This window comes from Pseudomonas sp. GL_093 (assembly GCF_057837605.1).
Genome location: NZ_CM174448.1, coordinates 2,445,569 through 2,465,549 on the forward strand (window position 1 = coordinate 2,445,569; position 19,981 = coordinate 2,465,549).

Sequence of the window (19,981 nt, forward strand, 5' to 3'; positions counted from 1 at the left end):
ATAGGGGCTGAACTAGAACGGCGCAGCTTCCTCGCCCAGCAGAAGCCTTATGTCGCCGACCTTGTTTTCAAGGGCTAGCTTGATGCTAGCTCGAAGTTTTTCGTCGACCTCCTTGTGCAAACGAATCTTTCCAATCGCCAGTGAAGTGATGAATTCCATAGCAGCGTCACCGCGTTCGAACCCGTAGCCCTGGACGACACGCAAGATGATATCTGCCATGGACGCGCTGTATGTTTCATGGGCGCTATAGTCGAGCTCTGTAGGTAAGGCAGCTCTGAGGAATGCACCTTGTATGATGCCGTCGTCGTAACGAGAGAAGACTTCAGGCGTCAGCAGCACCTGCTGGAGCTCGCCAGATTCAAGTCGTTTCGCATCCTTGATCTTGGCGTTTTCCCGGGCGTTCTGAAGGATCCACAAGATGGTTAGGAAAATGTCTACACAGGTAGCAACCGTGACATCTTTAGTACCGCTTACGAAGGCAAAACCCTTTGTCAGCCGCATTTCTCCTTCTTGATAACTACTCTGCCAGAAGGCGTGATCGGTGAGGCCGTTGGCACCTGCATTGTCAAAAGCGTCGACGCGAGTCTGTACCAAGGACGATACGTCGTTGCCATCGAAGGTGATCAGCCTGCTCAACAGCTGGTGTTCCTGATGCCAATGGCTGTTGCAAGCCAGGCTGGCAGCTGGGATTTCGAGGTACGTCTTGAACACATATCTTCGACTGCCTTTAGGCGGCTGAGTAAGGTTGGCAGTCAGCTCCTTCATCAGTTCGTAGGAACGGCCGAACAGCGCACCCACCATGTATACACGCGTGCCTGAGTTTTGAGCTGAGCGGAGCCGGCGACTAATGCTTAGGAGAAGAGAACCTCGCTCGGCTGCAGCTGCAACGATGATCACCGAGCCATCGAACTTCTCCTGTGGATCGAATTTTGACGCGCTGACTACATCGCAATTCAGTCCTCTGGCCTTGAGGAAGTCCAGGGCATCGTTAGCCATTTTCTGGCTGGCTGCATCATCGTCGTGGATGATGAGTGATGTTGATGCTGGGGATTCTTCAAGCAGGGCTTTGTTGAACCAAATCTTGAAATCGTCGGTGGCGACAAGCTTTTCCTTATCGATGTGGACGGTACGCTGCCTCTCCCGCTGGGGAACCTGGCTGAAGCACTTGAAGAGCCCCTTGCCCATGAACGAGTAAAACTTGGTCTGTAGGTCACCTGGCAAGTGATCCATGCTGATGTTAAGCAACCTCGTCTCGGTGTGCTGCGCGGCAAAGCGTTCCCCATGGATGCGAATCATCTGCTTGGCTTCGCTGGACTCTGCTTCGACTAGTGATTCGAAATCTTCTGGTTTTTCGATGGTGTGAAGAACGGTGCACCATTCGGATTCAGACAAGAACGAGAGGAAGGTCGCCACGCGGTTCGGCGGCGCTCCATTGACCTTCACCCACTCCTTGGCGAGTCCGCAATTGGTCGAGGCGGAGATCAAACAGAGCGAGGATGCTCCGTTTGGGAGTGGCCCATCTTTCAAACCATCGTGGGAGTGGAATGACTTGATGCTTAGGATCGTTTGCTTATCGAACTTGGCTTGGAATAGCTGGATCGAAAGCGCGATGGGCAGGAAAGCCATCGTATCGAGATAGATGGTATCGGGCTCACGCATGCCATCCTTGGACGCCTCCTTAAGGACCCGCAGGCACGAAAATGCCAGAAAGTGAGAGTGAAGGGTTTCGGACAGCAAATTCTCGGCTCGAATAAAATAATTGGATGACCTGGACGATGGCTTCGAGAACAGGAAGCCTGCAGGAGCCTTGGTGAGGACAGAGGTGCACTTCACCAGCTTTTTCATCCCAGCCTGGATGATTTTGTCTGACCCACCGGTGATGAGCCGACCAACCCCTTTGGCAGCGCCTGCGACGATCACATGCTTGGTAATGTCGCCATGCTCGTTGAAGAAGGAGAAGCCATAGGATGGAGCAGTGCCGGCGCCGCGACGCTGGAGCGCGATTGCGATAGATGTTTTTTTGTCAGTGCACTGATCCTTGATCCAATCTTGATAGCACTCAGGTACCAGGAACGTGACATGGTCAGGAAGAATGTACTCGTTCAGCCGTTTCTGCAGCGCCTCGGTGATATGAGCGTCATCGATCCTTTCAGGGCCGGTGAAGAACACGACAACATGAGCCGGTTCGGCGTCAGGGGAGGGGGTGAGAGAAACCTCGAAATCGAACAAATCAGGCATGTCAATTCACCGGAATGCAGATGGTGAATACAGTGCCTTCAGCTGCCGCCAGCTCACGGTCACCGCTCCAGTTTTTGGGGTTGTACTCAACGACTTGCTCATGGCCTTGGAATGTCTGATAGAGACAGAGTCTTCCTGTGCGTAGACGTACAAATGCCTTGAGCTTGTTGAGCGCCTGGACGGCATTGTGCAGCCCCATGCCTGATGTGACAGAATCTTTGGTCGTAACATGCTTTTTGAAGCAGTCCAGGGTGGCTTGTAGCTCCTCATCCATGGGGAGATTTCCCAAGTCTTCAATCGGCACACCTTGCCTTGCGGAAAGCCACCGCCGTGCGAGCCCAGGCCCGCTATCGATCACAGAGATTTCGAGAAAGTCGAGGTAATCTTCGCCCTTGACCATGTTCTTGACGATGAATCTGGCGAATTCTGGTTCCCTGTCCGAATGAAGGTGAACATCCTGCTTCTTGATCCGGCTGGCCTTCACGGAGGTGCCTCGCAGGCCCTTCTTGTACTTGACGCCGTGCACATCCGTAACGGAATGCTGATCAGCGTTTGAAATGAGTTCGGCCAGCACGCTTCCTAATGCCGGCAACCCGCCTCGATTCAGCGCATTCTTCTCGTGCTTCGTGTGCATCAATGCGGACGACGTCTCGATGAGGCTCGAGAACGAAGCCCGGGGATGGATCTGCGGGTTCCGTTCGCCGTAATAGAACGGCTTGATGTACTCCATCTTGGCGAAATTGATGCTGAAGAGATTGATCGTTTTGGGGCGTGCACCTCGCTCATTCGAGGTGTTCTTCAGATCACCGTCATACATCGCTTCAATGAGCGGCTTTATGACGGTGAGTGCCGCTCGTTTGTCGATTGGCTCATGTGCTTCCGTTTCAATGCTGGAGCACATGATCAGCGCGGCGAGCCCTGCGGCCGTCCTGCCCAATTGTGAAATTTGCTCGGTTGCGTTGTCCGCGTCTGCGAAAAGATGCAATACGCTTTGCTCTTGCGCGCGAGCCCAACTGATTACCAGTTGGGCGAGCGAGGCATCAACTCCGAGTAGCCCCCCATGACTCATGCTCACGGGAAGGCGGAGGAAAGCATCCGTGTGGCAAAGGGGGTACATGTCTTCGATATCATAGGTGTTCAGGTTTCTGGTGATCTTCATCAGCACCTCTGACAGTCCATCGTTCCGAGTGCTGAACCAGGCTCCTGGCTTGGACACACCCACGTCTCATCATATCGTTTGGCTTGATGCGGGCGATAGGGAGACTAAAAGCAAAATGATATTGTGCGCAGACCGACGTGGTCTTTCACCATGTTAGGAGCGGTGATCACTGCTGGCCTGGCTTTTGGAAGTTGGGCTGGATGAAAGGCAATCGAAGCTGCGAATGGTTTGCTCACCGGTTGGGGCGGGCAGAGTTCGCAATTGGCCTGGGAGAAAGGGCCTATTCCGTGGGGCATTTCAGAGTGAGTGTGCCGAATGAGATGAGCGAGGGCTGTTTTCAGTAAATTTATGGTTGCCCTAGTGTGGGTAGTTGTCATTTTGGAGTGCAATACGTTGCAGGCCAGAGTATGCCATTGTGCTGCAGATGGAGCTGGCTTCCCGCCACCGGAGCATCGACTCGAAGCTATGGAAATCTACTATTTTTCGAGTTTTAGAAACGGGTTGTCGGCAGGCATGGACCCAGCTTCGAAAAATAATGCTGGGTTTTCTAGCAGATAGCCTTTGAGTTTTGCCTTCTTCCGGGGGCCTTCCACCTGACAGAGCCAGATATTCAAACCATCGTCGCGCTTTTTGTGGGTTTTCAGCCTCTCGAACTGTTTCTGCACCCATCGCCATTCTTCACCTTCGTGATCGGCACCCATTGAGATGCTCGGAAACTCCTGGGCATAGCGCTGAAAAATACCAGGCGTGACCAGAAATACGCTGCCACTCACCGTGTGGATTTTGGCCTTGCTGTCATTGATGATTAGCTTGTGACTCTGGATACCTTCCTTGACCCAATTCAGAAATGCCTGACCAGGGTCTTCCGACGAGGGATTTGAGCTTTCGGAAGTGCTTGGTGACGATGCGTCACTGACCTCAGACTCTTCCAGCTCGAACATATCCAGCAGAGTGCCGAGGTAGTCAGCATCCTCCATCGCCATGGTATCTGGCTGCGAAGAGCTCTGACGCGATCCTGTACTGACAGTTTTTGGCGCTGGTGGTGATGCCGAAGCGTCATTCGAGTGGCCATCGGCTGTAACGCTCACCGTTCCGCTGAAAGCCTCAGGTCGGTCTTCGTTCCCCCAGATCAACGCCGGTTGAAGGCGCAGAAAGGTAAAGCTCTGCTGCCAGTTTCCCTGTGCCACGAGTGCGGTCCAGATGGCTTTGCCTTCCGGGGTGGACTCAACCAACCCATGGGACTGGAGCTCGTCGAACATGGCGATATTGGACGAGGGGATTCCTTCAATCGACTGGGACAGCAGATAGGCTCGCAGCTTGTCGGTGACCGCCTTGCTGACCAACCAAAGTGCGTCTTGAGTCAACCAACCCGCGGCACCTGGCTGGTTGAGTTTCAGCTCGTGTTGAACCAGATGACGTATTCCACTGATCAAGTGGTGTTGCAGCGAATGAATCGGCGCTTGCAGCGCCTTACTTGGGTTACCGCCAATGTTCTGTGCTGTGGAGACGCGGTCGGCTTGAATCACCAACTCACCCAGCACGCCGGCACGTTCGTACTGACCGGCCAGGACATACAGCAGGCTGGCCCACAGCGACGGAAATCCACTGAGCCAATCGAAGATCGGGCGATCGAGAATCTGGGTGTAGAGCAAGCCAGCGGCGGCGCCGTGCAGGTGGTAGTCGCGACCTTTGAGGTAGCGAAAACGGTAGGGCTGATCCAGCGGCCCCTGCCACGGATGCCAAAGGCGGCCATCCTGGCGTTCGATCACCAGGTCCACCGCAATCTTACCGATGTCATGCAGCAGGGCGCCGTAGGCGATGCCGGCCGACCAAGCGTCAGTCTGGGCGGCTTGGTCTTCGGGCGCAGCGCCGGTGGGCAGCAGATACGACTGACGCAGTTTCAAACTGCAAGCGATCAGTTCCAGTCCATGGTCGAGCATGCCGCCGAGATACGCATGGTGGTGCGACTCACTGGCCGGGAGTTGCTGGACCTGTTCAGCGTAGCGATGGATTGGATTTAAATAGAGCTGGATGAACTGTGCGTGAGAGAGGGCGGTGTACTGCCAGATGCGATCGAGCAACTGGCGGCGGTGCTCCGCTGCTAGCAAGCTATGGGCTGACTCGATGGGCAGGTAACCTTCGGCGACGCTCACGGTCGGGGGCGGAGGAAGCTTTTGCCTTTTGTGGCGAAACAGACTGAGCATCGTGACCTCCGGGAAGTGGCTGGGTCAGTGGCCTTTTAGCCTTTTCGGATAGAGCTCTTACCTTTGAGTCCCCATTCCCTTCCAACCCTTACCCGTCCTTTTGGCGCGTGTCCCTTTGTGCGGCAATCGGAATATCGATTTCTCCTGATGCCGTTTTGTTTGAGGCGCGTGCTAGTACGGAAAAGGGGAGAGTCGGTACACTGCGGTGCGAATTTTCTCGGGTCTTGCCATGAATCTTACTGACGCCACGCTGGTGCTGCTGCTCGCGGCACGTATCCATGAGACAGACGAAGCCGTCAGGGCCTCGGCGAAGAGCGTAGTCAAGAAGTTACCGCGCAGTAAACGCGATCTGATCTACAAGGTGATCGATAGCCGGAGTCCACTCGAGCTGGTGGATTTTCTGGCGCAGAACCTGGATGAGTGACAACTCGCCGTTGGCGTGTGGGCATCTATTGTCATTTACGTGAGGGGCCCGCAGCGTGATGCCGTTTGTTTTCTGGACACAGAAAAAAGGGCCCAACTCGCGTTGGGCCCTATGAAGCGTTTGCAGCGGTGAGGTAACGATTAAGCTCCATTGTTCATGCATGGCGAGTCGACTAGGGCCACTTGCTTCGGTTGCTGCTCCAGGTTGAGCACATACTCCGAGGCACTGCGGGCGTGACCACTGGCGCGAAAAATCGCACGCTTGTCAGCCTTGAGCAGACTGAGCCAGGAATCGATGTAGCCCTCGTGCCGCAACTCTCCCTGTATACCGGTGTAGGCACATAAAAACGCAGCGCCCATTTCGGCGATCAACTCCTCAAAAGCGTAGCCTGGCGAGCCGAACGGACAGGATGAAGTCACCCCTTCGCGCTGCAACCGAGAGTGATGCCCAGTCCAGTGCGTCAGCTCGTGAAGTGCGGTGGCGTAGTACCCACCTTCATCGTGAAATTGTCCTTTTTTCGGTAGTTGGATGAGATCCCTGATCGGGTGGTAAAAGGCTTCGTCGGCAGATCGATGAACGATGTGTGCACCCGAACTTAACAGCAGGTTTTCCGCAACGCTGTTGGGCTGGAAGGGATCACTCGGTTCCGTCTCGAGCAGGGTTTCATTGAGCATTTCGAGCCCCTCCGTTTGCTCGATGTTGAACAGAAAATGCGTCCTGAGAATACCGAAGTGAGCGACCTTGGGCTGACCGTTTTCATCGAGTACGGGTTGGCCTGACTCGGTCTGTTCCTCGCGCTCCATCGGCTTGTAGAGCACAGCTAGGGCACTTTGCTCACCCTTACGGATGTGCCCACCGGCTTTTTTGGCTTGGTTGAAGGTCAGCCAACGATCTTGAGTGAATCCCTGCAACCTGGCCTCGGCCCAGAGCAAAGGTAAATTGATGCCCGAGTAGGGGCGACGCGTGATTGCGTTGATGGGGTAGGGTTGGTGATGATTGACGTAAGCTGAGCCACTTGGAGACCAGGGTTTAATCCAGGGGGTAACGCCTTGGTCCAAAGCGGTAACGATCTTGTCAGTCACATCTTGGTAGATATCGCGCATGGCATTTTCCTCGAGAGAAAACGGAGGAACGCCTTACCCGTCGGGGAGGGTTCCCCGGTGGGTGATGGGTTGGATTGATGCAGGACCTGCATGCCATCTGAGTGTGGATCTGGATGCCGAGTACGGTCGTATGCGTTTAGCGTTGGTGTTCTCCTGCGAGAGCTATCAGCAAGGCGCCAGGTTGGTTTGGCTCAAGGAGCAGGCTAAGGCTCAGTTGCAGCAACGGGTCATCGTGTGGATGACCCATTGGCGCGATGTGGGCTACCTCGAACACCACATAGGGTTCGTGTGGATAGGCCAGGTGAGCCTCGAAGGCTGCGCGCAATACGTTGCTCAGCCGATCGACCTGCAGCCTCTCAGGATGACCTGAGCGCTCGAGCAGTACTGCGCGTTGCCACGCGCCAGGAGTGAACACAATGGGCAACCGAAGGGTGTTCAGTATTTCCGGTGTAAGTGAGTCGGACATGGTGTGCCTCCGTTGAAGACGCGAAGAAACCTGTCCCGTTGGGGGAAAGGATCTCCCCGCGGTGGGTTGAAGAAAAACAAGAGGATTTGCCTGGCGAGCAGAGCTCGAAAGGCGCTCAGGAGAGCAGTAGGCGTTCATCACCGTAGAAACGGTGACCGTGCGAGCTACCGAACGCTAATCGCACTTGGGGAGAACCATCACCGAAGTGACGTAGTCTTGAAGGCTCTGGCTACCTGGGAAGATGCTGTCGATAACAGCGATCCGTACCTTGTATTTAGCCGGACGATTTATATGGGTCAATCGCTGTAGAGAAGCTGTTTCACGCGGCTAGTCTTCTGTCTTCCAGTGAAGATTATTCGGCTGGGTAAACTGATAAACGGTCAGGCACGGACCGTTTTCAGTAGTAGGCTGTTATTCCTGTCTCAACCATGAAAACGCTCAGAAGAGGGCGAGACCATGCCGACTCAGCAACCTGTTCAGAATTCACGTGCCCACCGCTGGGCGTACGTATGTGGCATGTCGGTAAAGCGTGGTTACCGTAAGTTGAAAATGTTTGAGTCCCGCGTAGCTGAGCGTGCTGTGACGGCAGGTATGCCCGCAGGTAAATTACTTGTTCGCGGGAGTTTTTGGATTGCCCAGTTGGCCCTGCTCGGCGCATTTCTTTTTGTTAGCTTCTGGTTGTTTGTTCTGATGTGCACATTCGTCGCATTAGCAGCTATCCCAGTTCAAGATTCAGACACTCCAGATATTGATGATCTCGATGATCCAATACATAGGACGTCTTGGCCTGAGCGGTACGATAAATGGGGTTCACTGAAGTAACCTTATGGTTATTTTGAGCCCGATTTACCTGAAATAATTCTTGCTCCGCTTATCAACTGAGAGGTCCCGCTAGAGCTCGCTGTCTGCGCAGCCTGGGTTCCCCGGCCGAGCATTCCTTCTACACCTGAACCTACGCTATACCCAGCCCAACTCATTGCGGCTAGAAAGACCATCGGCAGCACGATGAACATCGCCCCCATCACATACTCAATTACCTGCGCGGTGACCGTCCCATCCATAAGTCCGGATGTGGGCAGCGACAACAGAACCTGATTGGAAGCCGAAACCTGTTTGTACAGGGTATCGAGCATGCTGGAGTCGACCCAGCGGGCCAGCTCCCACCAGAAGGTCAGGATGTGCAAGGTGAATAGTGCGAACGTGACCGTCATGACGGTCTTCAACTGGTAGGTACTGACAAACAGAATCAGCGGCAAGCTGATGATGATGCCCATGATCAGAAAGGCCTGCACCATCGGTAGGGCGGCGCGTAGCGCGTTCATCGCCGGGAAGTTGCTAAAGGAACCGAGGGCCAGCCCGGTATTGGTGGCCAGGTTGTTGAGACCCTGATTGATCGACCCACCACGGGCGCTGGAGCCATAGTCCTGGTACACCTGCCCGGGCGACATGGACATCGATTGCTGGCGCGGGCTGACCAGCTCACGCAGTGTGGCATCCTCGATCTCGTTGCTCGAGCGGCCAGTCAACCAACCTTTCAGCTGAGTCAGCAGCGAAGGGTCGACCTGCTGGATCAAGCGCTCGCGTAACCCGACATCGCTATCGCTCCACCACTGCTTGCAGGTGGGGTAGCCCGCGCCATTTTCCAGCCGCGGCAAGGAAACATCGCGGTTGTCGTCATACGGCCAACTGACTCGCGGTGTACGTGAGCGATCGGTGTCGTAGTAGCCGGGCGTGTCGAGAAAATAGCTTGAGCCAATCCAGGACGCGTCGTGACTTTGAGACTTGTCCAACTGCGGGCGGTTGGTAAACAGCCGAGAACGGGAATAGCCGTAGCAGTCGCGGGTGAAATCGGCGATCTCCTGCAGCAGTACCTGGCTGTCGATGCGCGAGCTGTCGATCTCCATGCGCATCTGCCGGATATCCGGCGCGCAGGGGATGGAGGCGGTGGCCGCCGCGGTCACACCTTTGCTCAAGGCATGCACCAGAAACCACCAGATCGGCACGTTGGCAGATTGCTCGCCAATGGTGTTGAAGGTGGTTCCCCAGGCTGTTTCTGCTGGCTTGGCCACACTAACGCCGCAGCGCTGGCTCGACGCATCATCGAACGCCATTGATGCGAGGCTCAGCGGAAAGACGGGCGCGCAGCCGAACAACACAACGATGTAGGCCAGCCATAAACGGTTCTCGATCCGCGGTACCGAGAGCAGTCCCTTGTTACCTTCATCTGCGCCTTGCTGACGGGCCGATAACCATTCTTGCAAGATGATCGCGCCAAAGGGCGCGGCAAACAGCCCGGTATCGGACAGTACACTCCAGAGGCCGTTGTTGATGATCCAGGCCAGCAGGGAGAGGTAAAACTCCAGGTAGCTGTTGGTGCTCATGAGCATGGTGGTGACCTCACAGTCGTGTGAGTTCGATGCAGGTAAAGAGCACGAGGCCTAAAGTCCCGATGCGTTTCACGCGCAGTCGATCCTGTGGTCGATGTCGGTTGCGCCGAAGCAGATCCCACCAGAGCGCAAAGAGGGCGCCGTAGAGCAGGGCACGCCACCACCGCAGATAGGGTCGTACGGATTCGAATGCCTGCTGCAAGGCCTCGAAACTTCCCAACGCAGCGCGGCCGATCCAGGCGGCCAGTGCGGCGGTCAGGATCATCACCGCGGCAATCCCCAGACTCGAAAGCAAAGTGAATAGCCGTGAGTGTTTCATGGCTCACTTACGCCTGGCGTCAGCATCATTGAGTCGGCCGGGCTCGGGGTCGCCTTGCTCGACGGTACGCGAAGCATCAGCACCACCGGCATGCCGATCGAGCACCAGGCTGGCGGTATTGGTGGCGAGCGTCTGCCGGACCTGCAGCTCGGTCTGCAGCAGGCGTATTTCGCGCTCCAAGGCGTCGATGTTTTTTGTCAAGGCGGCCTGAGCCGGCTCGGCTGAGGCGATGTTCGGTTCGTGACTGCCCGCCAGTAGGGTATGCAGTAGCAGGAGCGCCTTGTCTAACACGCTGGACAAGGCTGTCTCGCTGGCCAGGCGTCGCGCCAGCAGATCCTGGTCGGGATCGTCGCGCAGGGCTTCGATCACGCCACGGGTCACCGGCAGCATTGAACTGGAGGCTTTAGCCAGGTTGTCAGGGGTAGGCGGCAATGAACCCGACAGCAGCCCTTGCAGGGCCTTGAGGCGTTCGCTGTAGGCCTCCTGAATCAGCGGCGTCAATCCGCTGCCAGCGGTAGCACGCAGGGTTTCGCAGGTATCGCAGGTCGAGACTTCGCTCTCGCCCAACACGCGAACGGCCCATTCGGACTCCTCCTGGGGCGAGGCCCATGTTTGGCAAATGGCTCCACCCAAACAGTCGCTGCTACTGACTGAGGTACTGTCATCCACCGGACGGTTATGCAGCAGGTTGTAGCCCGCGCGCACTACGTCGGAGGTCACCCGAATGGGCGTCTGCCCATTACCACCAGCCTTCGAGCCACCGACCCAGGACACCCCATTGTTGCCGTTATGGGCCTCGGTGTTTTTCACCGCGGCCACCGCATCACCGCCGGTTTGCTCCAGATTGCCCTGCATCTCCTGGTTCTTGGCCAGCGCACCCCAGCCGGCTTGACCGACTTTGTCCGCCATTTTCTCGGCCATGGCTTGGCAGGTCAGCTTGGAGCGATCGAAGTCGATACGACCCTGCATCACCCCGTTGCTCAACAACTCATAGAGGCCGGGATTGGCGCGCTGGATGATCAACGCCGGCAACGACATCACCGCTTGGGTCGCGTTCTGCACGATGCTGCCCATGATCTGCTGGAAACCTTCGGTGACACCGTTCAGCTGGTTTTGCAGGGTATTGGTAAGGCTCATGTTTCCGCACATCATGTTTGCTCGCCAGGACCCGCCGACGCCGAGACCGCTGGGTCGGTAGAGTGAGCTCGGCGAGCCCGCTGCCGAGCCGCCACCGATGGTGTACATCACCCGGTCGTCGAGCACTTCGCCTTGAGTGCCCAGGCGGTAATCGCCTTCGGCGGCGTGGGCATGCGTGACAATGGCGAGCAGTCCGTAGAGCAACAGACTCACCATGCCCAACCATGGTCGCGCGCGAGGCCGGCTCATGACGCACCGCCTTCGAAGTCGATGCTGAACAGAAAGGTCTGCCCCTCACGCTTGCAACAGCTATAGGGCCGCCACAACGACCAGGCGTAGCCGCCATCCGCGCTCTGTACCGGATCGCTGGGGAAGACGGCGCACGTCGGTTGAACCTGGGGGTAGAGCAATTGCCATTTGTGGGTTGATGCATCGTTTTCAACGATAGGACCAGGCGGCCAGTAGCCGTCGCGTTTGGCGGGCGTGAGCGGTAAGTACACATGCGGTTGCCAGCTGCGGGTAATCACATCACCGGCCCGTTGCGCCATGACTGCGGCGGCTTTGAAGTCGTCGGGCTGTACTAGAAAGCCCTGCCGGGGATAGACGTTGCCCCACATATTTCCCGAAGCCTGACGACCAATTTCACGGATCCCCGGCATGAGCGACTCGGGATAGAGACTTTCCGGAATGCCATGACGCCAGGCCAGTGAGTCCAGGGTGCTCAAGTAGTAGGGAATGAACGCAGTTGCACCGCTGGCGCAGGCATAGCCGGCTTGAGAAGCCAGTTGCGTTGCGGCCCAGCCACCGGGGTGGCCGATACCGTCGACGTTCTTGAAGCGGGGCAGGTTGTCGCGGCGGGTGTTCGGTGTGATCAGGTGGCCGCCACCTTCCGCACCGCTGATGGGGAAAGAGAGGGTGGCCATCTCGGCCCAGGGATTGTTGCCGGTGGTGGCGTAGCTCGAGACCACCAGTTCAGGAATGAAATGACGAACCTTGGTCGAGGTTTTGACCTTGCAGCCGAAGGGCGTGCAGAGGAGCCAGAAACAAATGCCGACGACCCTGTATTCGAGACAGTTTGGAGAAAGCACGGAGGACGTGATACTGCCCGTGTCCAGCGCCATGCTTGGGCCGCACGCTAGCAGGATGCATAGCGCCAAAGGCCGTAGCTTTGTGGGCGGGATTGACGAGCAGGCAACAGGCATGATCCAGGCTCTTGGTGTATGGCCTGGGCAGGTTCGGTTACGGACTGAAGACTGTCAGTGGAAAAAATGAAGGTGGATGTATCGGATTTGCGAGACGTGAGACTATTATTTGACGTGAAGGGAGCTGCGCAGGATGTCTGGCTCTGTAAGTAGTTGATCTGCGGTAATTTCGAAAATATTGGCGAGCTTACACAGGACCAACAGCGACGGATTACCCGTACATCGTTCGATTTGACTGACGTAGGTGCGATCCACCTCGGCCATGAGCGCCAGTTGCTCTTGGGTAAGGTTTTTCACGCGTCGCATCAAGCGGATGTTTTCCGCCAGATGCAGACGAAGCTGTTCGTAGTCTTGAGTCATGCGCGCAAATTGCGCCTTGAGGGACTCTCAATCCACGGGATATAGTCTACATTTGCGTTGAACTAGGCCATTTTGTGTTCATGCCTGTTATCGAGCGTTCATTTGGTTTCGTTACGATTTTCGAGGCTGGATTCCGCGTCCGACAATAAATCAGAAATCTAGGGTGTTTTAGGATGTGTATGAACGAAAACTACATTTCAATACCTGCGGCGGATGGTTGCTCAAGTCTTCTGACACCTTGGGGCAGCGAGTTTGCGCCGATGATCGAACGTGGGGTGCAATGCGCTCAGGCTTGGCTTGATACGCCCGGCGAGATTCCACTGTGGTGGGAGCTGGCGCAAACACGCAAGACCTTTCCTGTTGGTAACTGCCAAGATGCTTTTGAAGCCGGATTCCTGTTGAGAATCCAGCAGCGGCTTCGAGGCGTATCACAGTAACCCGTCGCTCGCTTTAGAGCGCGATACCTGAATAGATTTCCCTATGCAGGTTCTATTCCTCGCACTCTATCGATCCGTTCAGCTACCCGGTAAGCCGCTTCCAACTCTGAGCAACTATTCTCCTGCATCAGTGTCCAGCGCTCGGCTTTTTCCTCGGGCTCCGTCATAGCCAGGGCGAGATAGAGGCTGGGTGGCACGGCCCGAAACAGCGTCTCGAGCTTCTTCGACAGTACGACCCCTTCGGTGTATTTACCTGGTTCCTTGCTGGCGGACAGCAACAGGTTTTTTTGCGCTGGTGTGAGCTTCTTGAAGCGGGCGATCTCTTCGATTTCCGCCGGCGGCATGTTCAAACAAATCCACCATTCGATCATATTGAGCATGGTCTGTGCGACAGTCGGAAAGTCAGCAAGATTTTGCGTCGCCATCCAGAACCAAGCGCCGAGCTTGCGCCACATCTTCGTCCCCTTGACCACGAATGGCGCCAGTAGCGGGTTTTTAGTGATGATATGGCCCTCGTCGGTGACCATGATGATCGGTCGGCCCAGGTACTGGTCGCGCTCGGCAAGGTTGTTCACGGTGTTCATCAGGCTGATGTAGCTAATGGACATCTGTGCCTCATAGCCTTCGCGAGCGTAAGTGGCCAGATCGACAATGGTCACATCGTTCTCGGGCCAAGGCGTGCCCTCGCGATCGAATAGTTCGCCCTCGAAACCCTGGCAAAACAGGTCGATGGACTCGCCCATTTCCTGGGCACGCTCACGACGCTTCTCCGGTAAGTGCGTATCGGCGGCGACGCGCAGTAAAGCGTCGCGCACGTCGCGGGTCAGTACCTGGCGGCACGCTGCGACACACGCCTGCGCCGCATCCAGAATACATTCGCGAATCAGACTGCGATCGGCCCGGCTCAGGCGTGCTTCTTCCTTGGCCTCGCCGCCAGTGATCATCAGGCGGGCGGTGATTTCCAGTTCGCCGAGAATATCGCGCTGGTCTTCGCGACTCGCTACGGCTTCATCATCCCACTCATCGATCGATACATTTGCCACCTGATCCGGTTGCTCGACCAGGCGCCAGGCATCGGCGAAGGGCGCAAGACTAACCGAGGCGCCAGGTTTTAACTGGACCTTGTTGACCGACAGGCCCTGTGTCGCGAAGTAGTCGCCCTGCAAACCAAACGAATTGCCGGCCTCGACAATAACCAGCCGTGGACGATACACGGCCATGACCTGCATCAGCAGGGTGACTAGGGTGGCCGACTTGCCGGCGCCTGTTGGGCCGAACAATAGCAGATGGCCGTTCATGGCCCGGTCTAGTCGTGACAACGGATCAAAGCTCAACGGCGAGCCACCACGATTGAACAGAGTGATACCCGGATGGCCGGTGCCCGTGCTGCGGCCCCAGACTGGAACGAGGTTCGCCAGGTGCTGGGCGAACATCAGACGGGTGTACCAGTTACGTGTGTCGCGGGATGGGTTGTAAGCCATCGGTAACCAACGCAGGTAGCTGTTGCAGGCGGCGACTTCATCGCCTTCCCGCACTGGTTGTAGGCCCGCACCCAGCAGCGCGTTGGCAAGGCTGACCGAGCGCTGGTGCAACTGCTGCTCATCGTGACCGCGCACGTAGAACGCCAGCGTGCCGTGGTACAGCTTGTGCTGGCGCCCGATGATTGCGCGAGCCTCTTCGACATCCTGGCGGGTCTGGGTCGAGGCCAGGTTTTCACCGATGGCTTTGCGAGCCAGGCGGTTCAACTGATCCTCAAGTACATCCTGGGGTTTGACCACCAAGGTCAGGCTCATCACCGTACCTTCGGGTAACTGGTCGAACAGGGCATTCACCGCGTCACCCTTGCGGGTTTCGCCAGTGAGTTGGCCAATCAGTGGCGCCCGCCGTAGCTTGTCCACCACCATGACCCGATGCGGTTGGCCGTCGAAGTACCAGAGCCCGTGCTGCACATCCGAACGCGGCTCATTGAAGAACAATCGCTCGGCAAAGTCATGATCGAAGGGCAGTTCCAGGGACTCACCGTTGCCCGACTCCGGGTAGGCCACGCGGCGGTAGAACGCCTCGGGCGATTCATCGGTGAGCTTGGGGGCTGGATTGAACCAGGGCACTAACCAGGCATACAGACCTCGGCCATCGACTCGCGCCGATCGCACCCCGCACGCCTGCAACGAAGCCGCGATACGTTCGCAAGTCTGTTGCAGGGATTGCACTGGGGTGAGTCCCGTCTCCTCAGCGTCAGACTCAAGCCAGCGATAGACCACCAGGCGCACCCGTCGGTTATTGCCACGCCAGGGCAGGCGCGTCACCACCTTATCCTCAAACAAACCACCGGGCTTGGCGATGACCTTCAGATGACGGCGGCTAAGTTCCAAATACGCCTCGGTGAAGATGGTGCCTCGCGCGCTGTCCTGAATATAGCCAGTGAGCCGGTTCAGGTAGGGGGAGAAGTCGTTGTCATCCTGGCAGAAAAACTGTGCCACCCAAGGCGCTTGATCAAGCTCGTCAAAGCTATCCTGCAGGGCATCTTCAAGGGCATCGCGGGCCGCCATCAGCCAATCGGGTTCGCGCCCTTCAGTGCCGACGGGCAGTAACTCGAACACCGCGCCCACCGAGCGATTGTCATCGAGCAGAAAACACTGCTCGGTGTCGAGGTACTCGACCCACGGCAGGTGATCGGTGAAGCTGGGGTTGCGCGCGTACATTGCGGCTTCATCGGCCACTGTGGCGCGCGGGCGTAATGGGTTGCGCCAAGCTTTCCACGCGGGAGTGCGGTTGCCTGAATCGCCGGTACGCACTACAAGTCCTCCTGACGTTCACCGGGTAATGCGTACTGCACCCGTTGGTAGAACGGAAAGACGGTCGAGTAGCCCGGGACCGGTGCCTGCTCGGTACCACTCAAATGCGGATATACATACAGCACCAGATCGGGATTGGGCAAACGAGGGAACAGGTTGCGGATCTCGTTCGCCGCTGTGCGCGTGTACGGTTCCTGGAGACCAACGGAGAAATCTGCTTGAGCCAACGGGCGGCGTAACTGCTGTCGAGCCTCCAGCAGTTGCTGCTGAGTGCCTTGCGAACCGGCGCCGTTCCAGATGTCCAGCATGGTTTGCTCGCCATGGGGCAGCAGCGTGTCCTTGTCGGTGGAACACCCCGCCAGAACCCAGCAGAGCACGCTAATCCAGGTCAGGCAGAGAGGCATGGTCTTTTTCATGGCGAACGCTCCGGCCCTTGGGCTCGTAGTCGATGGTGATCTCATGGTCGAGGTGCAGCGCGACCTGTGCGGCCGGTGGCACGTACACGACAGCAAAGGCCTCGCCATAGAGCTTGTTGACCCACTCGCGGATATCGCTGACCCCACCACTGAGAATTGAATTCAGTGCGCTATTGCCACTGCTGCTGGTGACTCCGAGCGTACTGCCGCCCGAACTGATCACACTGCTGTTGTTCCGCTCATCCCCGAGTAAGGCGGCGACACCGGCACCGGCCGCCGTGATCAGGCTCTGGCTACCGAGGTACTGCTGGGCGTTCGAGCGGCGCTCGCCAGCGATGCAAGGAATGCCATACGGATCGGACAGGTAACCGAGCCCGCCACGGATCTTGTCGGTGTTCGAGCTCTGGGTGGTGGAGGCAGTGCGGCTGGCTACCGCCTTCGGCTGAGGCACCGTGCGGATGGTGCCATCGGTAAACACAAAGGTGATTGACTCGACCTGTCCGCGTACGCAGGACAGGGTCCAGTCCCCGGACGCCGTGCCACTCATCACGGCACCTGCGACGTCCGGCAGGTCGATGCCGTTGGCGGTCAGGTTCTCCGGACCGACCAGCACCTTGAAGGGATAGGGGTCATTCACGGTGCCGTCCACCGGGACTCGGCCGATCAGCGCGGTCATGGCGACCGAGCCCATCAGCGTGGCGTTTTCGGGGATCGTGTAGACCGGCTTCGCGCCTTCGGTACGATCAACGGATCGCGTCAGGTCGCGCTCACCCTGGGTAACTGCACGTAGCTGTTTCTGGCTGCGATCAATCGCGTTGTCTTTCAAGCCTTCCAGAGAGTTGAAAGCGGTAGGCAGGCTCAGTGCGGAGGAAGTCGTGGTTTTGCCTCTGGCGTTGGTGGACGAAGCATCCGAGGGTTCAATCCACAGCAGCGTATCAGTGGCAGAGTGTCGCCCTTCGAACTGAGCCCCATCGCCCGGCTCTAGCCCCAATCCGATCGGCATGTCCTTGCCTTTGCCGGTCAGCCCCGACAACTGTTCCTGCAATTGCGTCAGCAGGCCGCGAGCCTGACGACTGTCTTGTTCCGCCTTGAGTCGGGCTTCGTTGGCTTGTCGGCGGCCTTCGTCGACCTGCTGGGTCACGCTTCCAAGCGCCGTCTGGATACGCGAGTCGACACTGTTTTCCCGCTCGCGCAGGCGGTTGTTCTCCGTCTGCAGCGAATCGTTGTGTTTCTTCAACCCGAGCATGTCGCTGCGCATGGCCTTCACCTGGCCGACCAGAGTGGCGACCGTGTCGCGGGGGGTATCGCCAGCAATGCCGAGCGACTTGGCTTGCTCGGCGGATAACTGAATATTACCCTGATCAACAGGGTGCTCTGGAGAGGAGGTGCTACTACCCGCGACCCAGCTTTTCAGGATGATCAACACCACGGCCAGTAGCGCAGCCGGCACCAGCCATTTGAGCAAGGCGTTAGCTTTCATCGTCAGCACCTCGCGCAACGGGCGGAAGCAGCACGGCGTGTTCGAGGCCAGCACCGCGAGTGACGAGGTAAGCGATCGTGGTGTCTTCAGCACTGCCGACAGGTCCTAGGAAAGCATGCTGGAAGGTCGCGGCGAACAGCGTGGCCTGAAGCCGACGTGGATCGAGTTGCACCGTCTCTGAACCACGATTGCGCAACTTCACCGCCGTCACCCAGTAATCACCGAGTCGCCAGGTGGCAATGGGCGTGCTGGAGACGTTTTCGGTCGGCAGCAGGGTCGGCAGTTCGGTGCGCAGCTTGAGCGGTACGCGGCGTACGCCGGGTAGGGATTCTACGGTGCGCAGCGGCGCGTACAGGCTCTGTGCGGCATAGCGCGTTAAAGCGACCGGGATCGGCGTGCGTGCTGGAACAGGGACAGTGCTAGATTCAGCCTCGGCAGACTGCGCCTGAGCGTTCTTGAGGATACGCACGGGCTCCAGCGGTTGATCACCAGGCGTGGCCGCGATATCCAGCAGGATGATCTCGCCCGTCGCGACCGATTGCAGTTGCAGTCGGGTTGGGGCAATGGCTTCCGACGCGCGCAGGTACAGCGTGCCGCCAGTTGATTGCACGCGTAGCTTGTCCGTTAGGGTCGAGGGCACGCCGACTCGAACATCTTCATCGACAAAGACCACCCGCTCCTGATTGATCACCAGTGGGATCGCGAGGGGTAGGCGTTCCCAGCGCATCAGCTCGACGGCCTGCGCCGCAACTCCCCATAGCATCAGTGCGACGGTGAGTCCCAGGGTAGCAATCCACTTCATGGCTCACCTCCAGGCAGGGAGATTTTTTGCGGAGTGCCCTGATAACAATCCAATGCCAGCCCCCACTTATTGCGCTCGGGATCCAGGTCAAAACGCACCACGCGCAATGGATAGCGCACGACCACCCGTTTCACCGGTTCAGCGGCGTAATACTCATCGGCATTGAGGTCGAGCTTGACCAGCCAACTGTCGCGGTCGAGTTGCTTGACCCTGAGTTCCGGATCTTCGCTGTAGCCTCGGCCCAGAATTTCGTAGACACCACGCACCCGCTGGCGTAGTTCGCCGGCGGCCTTGCGGTACTCGTAGTCGCCGTCGAGGAAGGCCTTGCAGGCGGGGGTCAGGTAGGACTGCAAGCCATGGATGGCGCGGCGATAATCCTGCTCGCCATCCGAGGGCCAGCGGTTGAGTTGGCCAAAGATGTACAGGGCAAAGGCATAGACATTCTCTGAGGGAATATCCCACCATTTGCGAGTGCTGCCCGAGCGCAGATCCGGGGGGACATGCACGGTCAGATCGGTCGGTGCCGAGCGCCAGCCATACCAGAGACCGGCACAGACCAGGGCGAGGATCATTACCGCCAGACGCAGGCTGAAGATATGCGCCTGTTGGGCATCCACCTTGTTTCGAAAACGGCTCATGGTTGCCACCGAGACAGGGCAGGGCGCAGTCGACGCGAGCGGCGAACGGTCCAGGCGCCGGAGTGGAGGATCAAACTTCCGCGACCCAGGTGCCAACGACTGGCCAGTACCCATTCGAGCTTGCGGTACAACCAGGTCTCGGGGCGGGCCCGTTTTGCCCGACGCAGTAGTGTGCCACCGGCAAATAACACCAGCGCCATGCCTGCGATCATGCCGGTCGGCGCCATGGCAATGGAGGCGGTGGCGAGCGCCAGAGGAACACCCATCAACAGGCCGACGAGTGCGCCGACACCGAGCGCCACCCACATCTCATCATTGGTCAAACCTCGCAGTACGGCAGGATCGCGATTGAGTCGCTCCGGCAGAAAGACAAGGGTGCCGTCAGGAAGGCGTTCAATCGTGTCGTTCATGTCG

The 19,981-nt window shown here is 57.7% G+C and carries 19 protein-coding genes; 3 read left to right on the forward strand and 16 right to left on the reverse strand.

Annotation, left to right across the window (positions count from 1 at the left end):
• Positions 1-12 precede the first annotated feature (12 nt).
• The 3 genes from AC3IUE_RS11170 to mobH all read right to left on the reverse strand — a co-directional run bounded on the left by AC3IUE_RS11170 (position 13) and on the right by mobH (position 5,601).
• The gene (locus AC3IUE_RS11170) at positions 13-2,238 is read right to left on the reverse strand and encodes a hypothetical protein (RefSeq protein WP_489267357.1); all 2,226 of its coding nucleotides are present in this window, start codon (positions 2,236-2,238) and stop codon (positions 13-15) included.
• Position 2,239: 1 nt separating this feature from the next.
• On the reverse strand, positions 2,240-3,397 hold the full coding sequence (locus tag AC3IUE_RS11175) for an ATP-binding protein (RefSeq protein ID WP_489267359.1): 1,158 nt from the start codon (positions 3,395-3,397) through the stop codon (positions 2,240-2,242).
• Between the two features lie 476 nt (positions 3,398-3,873).
• Positions 3,874-5,601: a MobH family relaxase gene (gene mobH, locus AC3IUE_RS11180; RefSeq protein ID WP_489267361.1), complete on the reverse strand. Its 1,728-nt coding sequence runs from the start codon at positions 5,599-5,601 to the stop codon at positions 3,874-3,876.
• 229 nt (positions 5,602-5,830) lie between these two features.
• Here mobH and AC3IUE_RS11185 point away from each other — a divergent pair, with 229 nt between their 5' ends.
• The gene (locus tag AC3IUE_RS11185) at positions 5,831-6,025 is read left to right on the forward strand and encodes a DUF7740 domain-containing protein (RefSeq protein WP_489267363.1); all 195 of its coding nucleotides are present in this window, start codon (positions 5,831-5,833) and stop codon (positions 6,023-6,025) included.
• A 140-nt stretch (positions 6,026-6,165) separates the two neighbouring features.
• On the opposite strand, the gene AC3IUE_RS11190 is transcribed toward AC3IUE_RS11185, so the two are convergent.
• On the reverse strand, positions 6,166-7,128 hold the full coding sequence (locus tag AC3IUE_RS11190; protein ID WP_489267365.1) for an ArdC family protein: 963 nt from the start codon (positions 7,126-7,128) through the stop codon (positions 6,166-6,168).
• 136 nt (positions 7,129-7,264) lie between these two features.
• Entirely contained in the window at positions 7,265-7,594 is a 330-nt protein-coding gene (locus tag AC3IUE_RS11195) for a hypothetical protein (RefSeq protein WP_489267367.1), read from the reverse strand.
• 456 nt (positions 7,595-8,050) lie between these two features.
• Between AC3IUE_RS11195 and AC3IUE_RS11200 the strand changes: the two genes are divergently transcribed.
• Positions 8,051-8,416 carry a DUF3742 family protein gene (locus tag AC3IUE_RS11200; protein ID WP_489267369.1) on the forward strand — a complete coding sequence of 122 codons (366 nt, stop codon included), beginning with the start codon at positions 8,051-8,053 and terminating at the stop codon, positions 8,414-8,416.
• Positions 8,417-8,424: 8 nt separating this feature from the next.
• Here AC3IUE_RS11200 and AC3IUE_RS11205 read toward each other — a convergent pair whose 3' ends face one another.
• The 5 genes from AC3IUE_RS11205 to AC3IUE_RS11225 form a co-directional block, all read right to left on the reverse strand.
• Positions 8,425-9,981 (reverse strand): conjugal transfer protein TraG N-terminal domain-containing protein, encoded by a 1,557-nt coding sequence (locus AC3IUE_RS11205; protein ID WP_489267371.1) that lies wholly within the window; start codon positions 9,979-9,981, stop codon positions 8,425-8,427.
• Positions 9,982-9,991: 10 nt separating this feature from the next.
• Entirely contained in the window at positions 9,992-10,300 is a 309-nt protein-coding gene (locus AC3IUE_RS11210; protein WP_489267373.1) for a hypothetical protein, read from the reverse strand.
• 3 nt (positions 10,301-10,303) lie between these two features.
• A complete protein-coding gene (locus tag AC3IUE_RS11215) occupies positions 10,304-11,686 on the reverse strand; it encodes an integrating conjugative element protein (protein ID WP_489267375.1) in 1,383 nt (460 codons plus the stop codon).
• Positions 11,683-12,639: a TIGR03756 family integrating conjugative element protein gene (locus AC3IUE_RS11220; protein WP_489267377.1), complete on the reverse strand. Its 957-nt coding sequence runs from the start codon at positions 12,637-12,639 to the stop codon at positions 11,683-11,685. Before AC3IUE_RS11220 ends, AC3IUE_RS11215 begins: the two co-directional genes overlap by 4 nt.
• A 105-nt stretch (positions 12,640-12,744) precedes the next feature.
• Positions 12,745-12,999: a helix-turn-helix domain-containing protein gene (locus tag AC3IUE_RS11225; protein WP_401117622.1), complete on the reverse strand. Its 255-nt coding sequence runs from the start codon at positions 12,997-12,999 to the stop codon at positions 12,745-12,747.
• 179 nt (positions 13,000-13,178) lie between these two features.
• Here AC3IUE_RS11225 and AC3IUE_RS11230 point away from each other — a divergent pair, with 179 nt between their 5' ends.
• Positions 13,179-13,436, forward strand: coding sequence for a LasR-specific antiactivator QslA (locus tag AC3IUE_RS11230; RefSeq protein WP_489267380.1), 258 nt, complete (start codon positions 13,179-13,181; stop codon positions 13,434-13,436).
• A gap of 41 nt (positions 13,437-13,477) precedes the next feature.
• Here AC3IUE_RS11230 and AC3IUE_RS11235 read toward each other — a convergent pair whose 3' ends face one another.
• From AC3IUE_RS11235 to AC3IUE_RS11260, 6 genes are read right to left on the reverse strand one after another with little or no spacing between them, the layout of a single operon-like run.
• Positions 13,478-16,231 carry a conjugative transfer ATPase gene (locus AC3IUE_RS11235; RefSeq protein ID WP_489267382.1) on the reverse strand — a complete coding sequence of 918 codons (2,754 nt, stop codon included), beginning with the start codon at positions 16,229-16,231 and terminating at the stop codon, positions 13,478-13,480.
• Complete coding sequence (locus tag AC3IUE_RS11240) at positions 16,231-16,647, reverse strand: TIGR03751 family conjugal transfer lipoprotein (RefSeq protein ID WP_133076178.1); 417 nt, start codon at positions 16,645-16,647, stop codon at positions 16,231-16,233. The genes AC3IUE_RS11235 and AC3IUE_RS11240 overlap by 1 nt, the downstream gene beginning before the upstream one ends.
• Positions 16,610-18,127 (reverse strand): TIGR03752 family integrating conjugative element protein, encoded by a 1,518-nt coding sequence (locus tag AC3IUE_RS11245; protein WP_489267384.1) that lies wholly within the window; start codon positions 18,125-18,127, stop codon positions 16,610-16,612. Before AC3IUE_RS11245 ends, AC3IUE_RS11240 begins: the two co-directional genes overlap by 38 nt.
• On the reverse strand, positions 18,117-18,929 hold the full coding sequence (locus tag AC3IUE_RS11250; RefSeq protein WP_489267386.1) for a TIGR03749 family integrating conjugative element protein: 813 nt from the start codon (positions 18,927-18,929) through the stop codon (positions 18,117-18,119). The genes AC3IUE_RS11245 and AC3IUE_RS11250 overlap by 11 nt, the downstream gene beginning before the upstream one ends.
• On the reverse strand, positions 18,926-19,567 hold the full coding sequence (locus AC3IUE_RS11255; RefSeq protein WP_489267388.1) for a PFL_4703 family integrating conjugative element protein: 642 nt from the start codon (positions 19,565-19,567) through the stop codon (positions 18,926-18,928). The genes AC3IUE_RS11250 and AC3IUE_RS11255 overlap by 4 nt, the downstream gene beginning before the upstream one ends.
• Positions 19,564-19,977, reverse strand: coding sequence for a TIGR03750 family conjugal transfer protein (locus AC3IUE_RS11260; RefSeq protein WP_489267390.1), 414 nt, complete (start codon positions 19,975-19,977; stop codon positions 19,564-19,566). The genes AC3IUE_RS11255 and AC3IUE_RS11260 overlap by 4 nt, the downstream gene beginning before the upstream one ends.
• Between the last annotated feature and the right edge of the window lie 4 nt (positions 19,978-19,981).